General features: G+C 62.9%; 10 protein-coding genes and 1 pseudogene. 8 read left to right on the top strand and 3 right to left on the bottom strand.

What is annotated here, in order from left to right:
- Together C5F46_RS15160 and C5F46_RS15155 are read right to left on the bottom strand one after the other, a co-directional pair.
- Nucleotides 1-386: pseudogene (locus C5F46_RS15160) on the bottom strand (hypothetical protein); the annotation flags it as partial.
- Nucleotides 387-624: 238 nt separating this feature from the next.
- Nucleotides 625-1,281, bottom strand: a complete 657-nt coding sequence (locus C5F46_RS15155; RefSeq protein WP_107326162.1) for a hypothetical protein — start codon at nucleotides 1,279-1,281, stop codon at nucleotides 625-627.
- A 301-nt stretch (nucleotides 1,282-1,582) separates the two neighbouring features.
- On the opposite strand from C5F46_RS15155, the gene C5F46_RS15150 reads away from it, so the two are divergent.
- The gene (locus C5F46_RS15150) at nucleotides 1,583-2,779 is read left to right on the top strand and encodes a Fic family protein (RefSeq protein WP_168796857.1); all 1,197 of its coding nucleotides are present in this window, start codon (nucleotides 1,583-1,585) and stop codon (nucleotides 2,777-2,779) included.
- Between the two features lie 77 nt (nucleotides 2,780-2,856).
- On the opposite strand, the gene C5F46_RS15145 is transcribed toward C5F46_RS15150, so the two are convergent.
- Nucleotides 2,857-3,132: a hypothetical protein gene (locus tag C5F46_RS15145; RefSeq protein WP_107326161.1), complete on the bottom strand. Its 276-nt coding sequence runs from the start codon at nucleotides 3,130-3,132 to the stop codon at nucleotides 2,857-2,859.
- 195 nt (nucleotides 3,133-3,327) lie between these two features.
- On the opposite strand from C5F46_RS15145, the gene C5F46_RS15140 reads away from it, so the two are divergent.
- The 7 genes from C5F46_RS15140 to C5F46_RS15110 form a co-directional block, all read left to right on the top strand.
- Complete coding sequence (locus tag C5F46_RS15140) at nucleotides 3,328-3,687, top strand: hypothetical protein (RefSeq protein WP_107326160.1); 360 nt, start codon at nucleotides 3,328-3,330, stop codon at nucleotides 3,685-3,687.
- Nucleotides 3,688-3,739: 52 nt separating this feature from the next.
- Complete coding sequence (locus C5F46_RS16940) at nucleotides 3,740-4,396, top strand: lytic transglycosylase domain-containing protein (RefSeq protein WP_107326159.1); 657 nt, start codon at nucleotides 3,740-3,742, stop codon at nucleotides 4,394-4,396.
- Nucleotides 4,393-4,683: a TrbC/VirB2 family protein gene (locus C5F46_RS15130; protein WP_107326158.1), complete on the top strand. Its 291-nt coding sequence runs from the start codon at nucleotides 4,393-4,395 to the stop codon at nucleotides 4,681-4,683. Before C5F46_RS16940 ends, C5F46_RS15130 begins: the two co-directional genes overlap by 4 nt.
- Before the next feature lie 21 nt (nucleotides 4,684-4,704).
- Nucleotides 4,705-4,983, top strand: a complete 279-nt coding sequence (locus tag C5F46_RS15125; protein ID WP_107326157.1) for a VirB3 family type IV secretion system protein — start codon at nucleotides 4,705-4,707, stop codon at nucleotides 4,981-4,983.
- Nucleotides 4,973-7,357, top strand: coding sequence for a VirB4 family type IV secretion/conjugal transfer ATPase (locus C5F46_RS15120; RefSeq protein WP_107326156.1), 2,385 nt, complete (start codon nucleotides 4,973-4,975; stop codon nucleotides 7,355-7,357). The genes C5F46_RS15125 and C5F46_RS15120 overlap by 11 nt, the downstream gene beginning before the upstream one ends.
- Entirely contained in the window at nucleotides 7,354-7,569 is a 216-nt protein-coding gene (locus C5F46_RS15115) for a hypothetical protein (RefSeq protein ID WP_107326155.1), read from the top strand. The genes C5F46_RS15120 and C5F46_RS15115 overlap by 4 nt, the downstream gene beginning before the upstream one ends.
- Nucleotides 7,570-7,573: 4 nt before the next feature.
- Nucleotides 7,574-8,212: lytic transglycosylase domain-containing protein (locus tag C5F46_RS15110; RefSeq protein WP_146160246.1), on the top strand; the 639-nt coding region annotated here is incomplete at its 3' end.

Raw genomic sequence — 8,212 nt, 5'->3', positions numbered from 1 at the left:
ATCTGTCCTGAGAATACAGTTTTGTTATCTTTATCTCTAGATAGTGATGTGTCGCCTGTGCCTGACTCAACATCCTGATCATCCCCCTCTGCGTCAAAGGCCGCAAAACGGAAGAGCCAGGGCGCGAACTTGCCGTTTGGCTTCTCTCGCCTCAGCTCCAGTTCGGACGCCTCGAGTTCCGCCAGCAGTTCGGTCAGGTACTGGCGCGAGATGTTCATCTTGCACGCGAGATCCGCGAGCGTGAATGCGGCCGTCCCACGCGATAGCCCGTTGAAGCCCTCCTTCCACGCGATGGCGTCGAGGATGACGGTTGCCAGCTTGTGGGCGGATACGGACAGCTCTGTTTGTGTGATCCGTCGAAGGATCAGGCCGGTTGTGGGTTCCATGGTCGGTGTCTCCTCGAGAGACGACCCCATGCCGAGAGCAAACAACATTCTTGCCAGCAAAACAACTTTGCTGGTTGCAGAGGTTCGGACAGTGCGCTAGAAGATCCTTGTTCACGGGTTCTTCTAGCACGGCGTCAGGCTTTTCGGTCTGGCGTCGTTTCCCTTTTCGGGTTCGGTGCACAGTCTCCAGTGCAAGGTGAGTTAGTGGCGGGCCTGCCCGATGGGGGCCCGGCCGGGTTCAGTAGCGGACCTCTTCGAAGCCGTAGTTGCCTTCATGATCGCGCCAGTCGACGAAGACCGAGCGGTAGTTGACTTGTCCGCATCCGCTTGGGCGGGGAAGGTCAGATGCTGTAGGCACGGCGGCTACGCTCGAACCTCGCCAGTGGTAATCACCTTGTGTGCCGTAGGAACCAAGACGTGTGCCGTCGGATCGGATGCAATCGCCATCTCGATTCTGGCGCTGGCTGAACTGGATGTGAAACACGCGGATGCTCCGAACGAAGTCGAAAGCATCGCCCGAAATGTCGATATCAGCGCGCTCGTCAGACTGGACCTGGACCAAGGGCAAGGGATCTTGCGGCACGCTGACCTGATGCGCATCCCGGAAGGCGATGTCGTACAACCGTTCCATTGGCGACTCCACGGCAGGGGCGCTGAACGACGCACCCATTGGGCACCGCCAGATCTGCAAGGGCGGCTCAATCGGCCAGGGCGTGATCCTGCGAATGAAGACCGCCCTTGCATGGGCACAAGGCGCCGATGCCGGCCAGCCGCCCGCCAGACAGAGCAAGATGGCGCAGTCGACCTGATAGGCGTGCGCCGGCTCGACCAAGCCGACGAGGCTCGATACTGTGATGGCTACGGCAGTCGCCGCAGTTCGGACCCTGTGCTTCATGACGCCGACTCCCACTATAATGGTTCCCCGATACGAAACAACACTAACGATAGCAAGGATATTTCATCGCGGGAGTTGCGGTGTGACCCCCCAAGTGCTGGTCGCAGATGACGGTCTGACGCGTGACGTGGCTGCAGGGCACCGATTGCGCCATGGGATCCCTAAGCCAAGCGAAAGTGGACAGCAAACCGGCCAAATCACCGGACGTGATCTCCGTAGCCTGTAGCTCACTACTATGATAAATATCCATTTTGTGGAGAATGCGTACGGCCAAGAAAGCGGCCAGAGGGAAGGTCATGTGATGGTCCGTGATGACGGCGAGACGATAGGCTTGTTCGAGCCCCTCATGGTCTCGGAGGGCTCTCCTGCCCGCGCGGGGTTAAATGATCTTGTGCTTGAGCTGGCGGAGAAGTCCGCAGCATTCCGCAGCAGCTTGCCCGCCTCGATAGCGGAGGCGCTTGCCGATCTCGTGCGGGCGATGAACTGCTACTACAGCAACCTCATCGAGGGCCATGACACCCATCCCATCGACATCGAACGTGCGATGCGGAACGATTACAGCGCCGATCCGAAAAAACGAAACCTTCAGCTTGAAGCCAAGGCGCATGTCGCCGTTCAGAAATGGATCGACGAAGATGGCATGGTGGAACCACCGACCGCGCCTGCGTCAATCATCGAACTGCATCGCCGGTTTTGTGAACTCTTGCCGCCCGAGCTTCTCTTCGTCGAGAACCCAAAGACAGGCGAGAAAATCCCGGTTGTGCCCGGGGAACTGCGCACACGATACGTTGAAGTCGGACGGCATATCGCCGTCAGCCCTGGTGCCGTCCCCCGCTTCCTCGACCGAATGCACAAAGCCTATAGCCTTCCCGGCAGGATCGAACCGATCCTTGCCGCGGCTTGCGCCCATCACCGGCTTCTCTGGGTGCACCCCTTCCTTGATGGGAATGGGCGCGTTGCACGTCTCATGTCCTACGCCATGCTGCGCAAGACCCTGGACACGCGCGGCCTTTGGTCAGTGGCGCGCGGGCTTGCGCGGCAGGAGGCAGCCTACAAGGAACACCTCGCCGCCTGTGATGGGCCGCGCCGTGGCGACCGTGACGGCCGCGGTACGCTCAGCGAGGCTGCGCTAGCCTCCTTCGCGCAGTTCTTTCTGCGCATCTGTATCGACCAGGTGGAGTTCATGGCAGGGCTCATGCGGCCGGACCGGTTGCGGGACCGCATTTTGATCTGGGCGGAAGAGGAGATGCGTGTTGGAGCGCTGCCACCGAAAGCAGATACCGTGCTGAAAGCTGTGCTCTATCAGGGACAGATCGAGCGGGGCGAGGTCGAGTCCATCCTGGGTACGAGCGACCGCACGGCTCGACGCGTGACCTCCGCGCTTCTCGAGGCTGGCGCGCTTTACTCAGTATCGACACGTGCCCCCCTAAAGCTGGCGTTCCCCGCCAAATATGCAGGTCGATGGATGCCGGGGCTCTTTCCTGACCGGGAAGACTGAGGACTGAATGCTCGTTTGAAACAGGCAGGGCATGAGCTGGTTCGCCGTTTCAGGGTTTCAGGACCGGGCGGGGACCACTACTCCACTGCCTCGATAAACCGTCCGTACTCCTCGCTCACTTCCCTGGCCTCGACAAAGGCCCGCGCGCGTTCATCGTCGATGCAGCGGAAATACTCCTGCACATCGGCGATGTAAGCCTCGAAATCCCCCCGGATTAGATCCGCGTAGGCGCGCATGTCTTCGCGTGACGTGGGCAGAAACGGCCGCTCCGGCGGGGTGCAGGCATGGACTGGGCCTGCTGGAACGAACACGGTGATCAGCAGCGCAAGAGTGATGTTGCGCGCACAGTTCATGTGCAGGACAAAACTCCTTTGCCGCCTTTAAGATCACAATTTTGTCAGCTATCACTGTTATCGGAGCAAGGCGATCTTCGTCAAGTCGTTTTAATTGTCTTGCTATCGTTCATGTTGTCTTGTATCGCCCGCGGTGTTGCGACCCCGTGGGCCCGAGACTGCACCTCAAGCAGAAAAAGGACCCGAGGGAAGGCCATGATAGAAGAAGCCCCGAATGTGGTTACAGAAGACGGACTGCGCGGCCTCCTTGCCGAAGGCTACCTTATCGAGGTGGTCTGCAAGGAAGGGGCCGAGAAGCGCCACAACAGTTGGTACGGCGCCTGGGTCATCCGGGCCGTTGCCCCGGATGGGCGCGACGACAAGATGCTCGTCACCAGCCGCAGCGTCCTCAAGCTGCGCGATTTCAAGACCATCGTCGGCCTTGTCAGCTTCCTTGCCGACATGGGCTGCACGACCGCCAGCATCCCTCTCGTGGAAGGCGCCCGCGAACGTCACGCAGCACCCGGACGCACGTCCGAACCGAGGATCGGCCCGGTTCTGGTCAAGGACAACTGACCGCGCGTTTGCGCTCGTCGTTGCATTGGGTACAGGCGTTTGTTCCGCGCCCTTGGCCCTTGCCGATGGTTTCATCTTCCAGGTCAGCCCTGATGGCCGACTGATCGACACCGCCGAGACTGCGAGCACCTTGCGCTCGTTCACTGGTGAAGAAGATGCCCAGAATGGGCCCCTTCCAGATCGTCTCTTTCTCTTTGCCGCACCGCAGTCCCGTGGGGATGATGCTCCCCTGAGCGATGTGACAGCTGCCGCAACGATCGCCCCGCGCGCCGTCCGCGCCTCCCCCGAAATTCTCCACGCCATCGAGACTACGGCGCTACGCTACAGCAGCCATGACGCCCTGCGTCAGGCGGGCCTGTCGGTCAGTGATTGGGCGCACTTCTACCGCGCAAATATCGAGGTCGAGAGCGCCTACAATCCTGGCGCTCTGAGCCCGGTCGGGGCCATCGGGCTCGGCCAGCTGATGCCCGACACCGCGCGCGATCTCGGCGTCGACCCCCATGACATCGCCCAGAACCTCGACGGCTCGGCCCGTTACCTGCTGATGATGCTTGAGCAGTTCGGCGATCCCGCGCTGGCGCTTGCTGCCTACAATGCCGGTCCCCATGCGGTCACCCGCCATGGCGGCATTCCCCCATTTCGAGAAACCCAAGGCCATGTGGCCCGTGTGACAGCCGTGTTCCAGCGGCTGAGAGGAGACCTTTCGTGACGTCCAAACCTTCTTTTGTTGCGCTCGGCGCGATGGCCCTCATCGTGCTGGCGGGCCCGGCGCTGGCCCAAAGCATCGACCTCTCGCCCGTGCAGACGCTGCTGCAAGGCATCGTTGACGCGATCACCGGCCCGTTGGGCATCGTGATCGGCACGCTCGCGCTGATCGGCGTATTCCTCTCCTGGCTCTTCGGAATCTTGGATTTCCGTCAGGCGCTCTGGGTCGTGGTCGCGATCGCGGGCATTGCCGCAGCACCCACCATCGTCGCCGCCATCTGGACGACTTGAGCAAGTCTGGAGTTCTTGGCGATGTCCGACCAGTCCCGCGTGTTCATCGGCCTTCTCAGGCCGCCCAAGCTGATGGGCTTGCCGATCATGTACGCCATGGTCTGGCTCTTCGGCTCGACGCTCCTTTTCCTCTGGGTGCAAAGCTGGGTGGTGGCTGTGTTCGCGGGGCTGGCCTGGCCGGCGCTTTGGAAAGCCGCAGACTGGGATCCGAACTTTCTCGATGTCCTGGTGATCACCTTGCAGGAAACCCCGCCCACGACAAACCGCAAGATCCACGGGGGCGACAGCTATGCCCCGTGATGGAGTTGCCCGTGACGTGGAAGGCGCCCTCGATCCGCTGACTACGCTGCCTGCATGGGTCAAGGGCGAAAAGCGGCTCTCGTCCATGCTGCCCTATGTGAGCCTTGTCACCGACCGGACGATCCGGACGCGCGGCAACGAGTTGATGCAATGCATCCGGCTCGAAGGGGTCAACAGCACCACGAGCGAGGATGCCCATCTGGACCGGATCGGCGGGCTTCTCGCCGGGATCGTCGCGCAGGTCGGAACGGAGTTCTCTTTCTACCTGCACAAGGTCTCGAAAGCGGTCGATGTGACCCTGCCGCCCATTCTGGGCGAGGGGTTTGCTGCCGCCGTCGACAAACGATGGCACGCGAATCTCGGTCGCGCGGGCTTGCGCGACAAGACGCTGACCCTGACCGTGCTGAAGCGCCCCGAGGCGGGCAGCCGTCTGCCCTTCGGCCTGGGCGCTTCCCGCGCCAGGCATGCTGCCGACACAACCCGGCGCTTGCGCAAGCTCGACGAGGTCGTGGGGTTTCTGCTGTCGTCCTTCGATGAACTGAAACCCCGGCTGCTTGCCGCCAGCAGTGGCGAACTTCTGGGCTTCCTCGGATCTCTGAACACCGGTGAGGAGCACCCGCTCTACCCGCGGTCGCGCCTCGGCGTGATCGCCGAGGATGTCGCCAATACCCGCGTCACCTTCCGCGGCACGACCATCGCGCTCTCCGACGGCGCTGTGGGCGACAAGCTCGGGGCGATCTTCGCGGTGAAGAACTATCCCGCCAAGACCGACAGCCTGATGCTCGATGAGCTGAACCTGCCCGTCGACATGGTGGTCACCCATTCCTTTGTGCCGATCAACGCCAACATCATGGCAGGTCGGATCAAGCGGCAGCTGCGCCTCATGCAAGCGGCCAATGACGGGGCCGTCAGTCTCGCGCAGGAACTGGAACTCGCCCAGGACGATCTGGAATCAAAACGCCTGATTTTCGGCGAGCATCACATGACGGTAGCTGTCTATGCGCGCAGCCAAGCCGCGCTCGACGACATCGCAGCCGAAATCCGCAACATCTCCGCGACCTCCGGGATCAACCTGATCTCGGAAGCCTTCGGGGCGCGGGCGCATTTCATGGCGCAGCATCCGGGGAACACAGGAGCGCGCAGCCGCAAGGCCGCGATCACGAACCACAACTTCGCCGATCTCGCCACCTTCCACCGCACACCCCTTGGCAAGACCGGCGGGGAAGTGCCTTGGGGCGTTCCAATCACGCTTTTCCCGACGCCCGAGCGCAGTGGCTTTCGCTTCAACTTCCACGAACAGGGTGCACCGGACCGTGAACCCACTGGCGGGCACACCCTGATCCTCGGCCGCCCCGGCTCGGGCAAATCCGTGCTGGCGGCTTTCCTGATGACCATGGCCCGGCGCGCTGGTGCGCGGGTCTTCGTCTTCGACTATCGCGCGGGTATGGAAATGGCCGTCCGCGCGCTTGGCGGCAGTTATTCGACCGTGCGGGCAGGGCGACCCACGGGGCTCAATCCCCTGCAGACCGAGATAGATGCCCGCGGTCAGGCGTGGTTGGCCGATTGGCTGGCAAGCCTCCTCGAGCGCCGCGACCGGCCGCTGACCCCAGTGCAGACCAACCGCCTGCAAGAGGTCGTGCGCCAGAACGCGAGTGCCGGAAACGCAGGCCTGCGGAACTGGTCGGATTTCGCTTCGCTCCTCGTCTCCACCGATGACGAGGGCGATCTTTTCGAGCGAATGCAGGAATGGACGGCCGAGGGCCGCTATGGCTGGATCTTCGGGGCCAATGCCGAGGACAGCTTCAGCATCGACGGGGACGTCGCTGGCTTCGATCTGACCGGCATCCTCGATTCCGAGAGCGAGCGGGAACGCATGGCGGTCCTGTCGTACCTGTTCCGACGGGTCGAGCGCGTGATCGAGGATCGCAAGCCCACGATCATCGTCATCGACGAGGCCTGGAAGGCGCTCGACAACGCCTACTTCGCGGAGCGGCTCTCGAACTGGCTGGTGACCGCGCGCAAGCAGAACGCCGTCGTCGTGATGATGACCCAATATGCCAGCCAGCTCGAACGTACCCGGACCGGCAAGACCATCGTGGAAGCCGTGCCGACGCAGGTGCTCTTGCCCAACATCCGCGCCTCGGCTGCCGATTACGCGATGCTCGGCCTCAGCGAGAAAGAACTCGACGTTCTTCTGGGCGTCGGCTCCGCCTCGCGCCTGGCTCTCGTGCGCGATGACCGGGGTTCCGTCGTGATCGACGCTGATCTCAGCGCCCTCGGCCCGCTCGTGACCATCCTTGGCGGCATGGAGAAAGGCGAGGCCCTCGTTGGCTCTGACTACCGGGACCGCCCTGATTTCTGGAGAGTGACATGACCCGTACCATCATCCGCAGCGCTGTGCTGCTCGGCCTCGGCCTGACCCTGACGGCTTGCGCGCAGCATAACCCCGCGCAAGCCAACTGCTTCAACTTCCGCGATGCGCCCGCACGAGGTGCAACCGCCACGACGACGATCTCGACCATGGGGGCCGCCGTTACGCGCCGCGACACGGCCTGCGATTTCGTGATGCTGGGGGCTAGCGGCTAAGCCCATGCGGAACTGGCTTTCCCTCTCGATGGTCAGCCTTGCGCTGGCTGGTCCCACGGCGGGGCCAGCGGCCGCCCAAGGCGTGCCGACCTTCGATCTGCGCCTGTTTGCCGAACGACAGGCAATCCTCGAACAGACAGATCGCGACGTGGCACTTCAGCAGGACCGGCTAAGCCGGGAGGAGGAACTGGCCGAGATCGAGCGCCAGCAACTCGCCTCGCTCGAAGGGCTCATGGATGCCATGTCCCTCGGCTCGGGCGATGTCGCAGGCACCGTGGCCGGGCTTGAGGCGGGGCAGGGGGTGGTTGACGAGGTCGAAAGCGCAGCCGCCAGCCTCTATGCGCCCGAGGACAACAACCCGGCCGCAGCCCGGATGTTCAGCGATGCCCGGGAAGGGGTGGAGGAGCTGATCATCCGAGCGGCGCGCCACACCCATGGCCTGCCCGGCGTGAGCCGTGCTGGCCTGTCGCTCGTCCAGTGGCGCTGCCTGCTGCAGGCGCTGATCTGGCAGGAAAGCCGATTTCAGATCGGCGCGCGCTCCCCCGTGGGGGCCTTCGGGCTCACCCAGATCATGCCCGGCACGGCGGGCGATCTCGGGATCTACCCGGCCTACTATGACGATCCCTGGCTGCAGGTGACGGGG

The sequence above is a fragment of the Phaeovulum veldkampii DSM 11550 genome (assembly GCF_003034995.1).
GTDB lineage: Bacteria > Pseudomonadota > Alphaproteobacteria > Rhodobacterales > Rhodobacteraceae > Phaeovulum > Phaeovulum veldkampii.
The sequence above is the reverse complement of the archived record's forward strand: the minus strand, read 5'-3'. Positions and strand labels throughout refer to the sequence as shown.

Excerpts from the sequence above, each read along its gene's own strand:
- C5F46_RS15155 (WP_107326162.1), bottom strand. The coding sequence starts at position 1,281 with ATGAAGCACAGGGTCCGAACTGCGGCGACTGCCGTAGCCATCACAGTA.
- C5F46_RS15150 (WP_168796857.1), top strand. The coding sequence starts at position 1,583 with ATGGTCCGTGATGACGGCGAGACGATAGGCTTGTTCGAGCCCCTCATG.
- C5F46_RS15145 (WP_107326161.1), bottom strand. The coding sequence starts at position 3,132 with ATGAACTGTGCGCGCAACATCACTCTTGCGCTGCTGATCACCGTGTTC.
- C5F46_RS15140 (WP_107326160.1), top strand. The coding sequence starts at position 3,328 with ATGATAGAAGAAGCCCCGAATGTGGTTACAGAAGACGGACTGCGCGGC.
- C5F46_RS15125 (WP_107326157.1), top strand. The coding sequence starts at position 4,705 with ATGTCCGACCAGTCCCGCGTGTTCATCGGCCTTCTCAGGCCGCCCAAG.
- C5F46_RS15120 (WP_107326156.1), top strand. The coding sequence starts at position 4,973 with ATGCCCCGTGATGGAGTTGCCCGTGACGTGGAAGGCGCCCTCGATCCG.
- C5F46_RS15115 (WP_107326155.1), top strand. The coding sequence starts at position 7,354 with ATGACCCGTACCATCATCCGCAGCGCTGTGCTGCTCGGCCTCGGCCTG.